Source organism: Spirulina sp. CCY15215, assembly GCF_016888125.1.
In the GTDB taxonomy this organism is placed as follows: Bacteria; Cyanobacteriota; Cyanobacteriia; order Cyanobacteriales; family Spirulinaceae; genus CCY15215.
In genome coordinates this window covers 1-605 of sequence record NZ_JACSWA010000578.1, presented here as the reverse complement: position 1 = coordinate 605, position 605 = coordinate 1, and the positions used below count along the sequence as shown (strand labels likewise).

Genomic DNA, 605 nt, shown 5'->3' with positions numbered 1-605 from the left:
AAGTGTCGAAGGAAGAAGAAGAATTACTAGGTAGTTTATGTCGAGCCTTGAATTTACCCCAAGACCAAGTAAATCAAATTATTCAAGTTATGGTCATTAAAAATAAAGGATAAAATATAGGCGAGTTTAGACTCGCCTTTTTATCAAGTAATGGAATCAATAAAAGGAGGAAATCATGGGATTATTCGATGAATTTCGCAATAGTGGCCAGGTTAATGTCGAACAAATTACCCTCGGTCCCGCCGACGCATTTGCAGCTATTATGCTCTTAGTTGTTGCAGCCGATGGGTATTTAGCGGATGATGAAATTAGCTTGCTCAATGCAACTTTGGGACGTATGAGACTCTTTCGCAGCTATTCTGTGGATGTTATGCGCCGGATGTTTGATAAACTCGGGGGAACATTGCGAAGACAAGGAGGGGCGGTACTTTTTGAAGCAGCACTTGCGACTTTACCTCACGATCTTTACGATACAACTTTTGCGATCGCCAGTGACCTCGTTTTGGCAGATGGGGAAGTGTCGAAGGAAGAAGAAGAATTACTAGGTAGTTTATGTCGAGCCTTGAATTTACCCCAAGACCAAGTAAATCAAATTATTCAAGTTA

1 protein-coding gene is annotated in these 605 nt (G+C 41.0%); it reads left to right on the top strand.

What is annotated here, in order from left to right; genetic code table 11:
* Positions 1-175 precede the first annotated feature (175 nt).
* On the top strand, positions 176-605 hold a 430-nt coding region (locus JUI58_RS20385; protein ID WP_204105654.1), incomplete at its 3' end, for a tellurite resistance TerB family protein.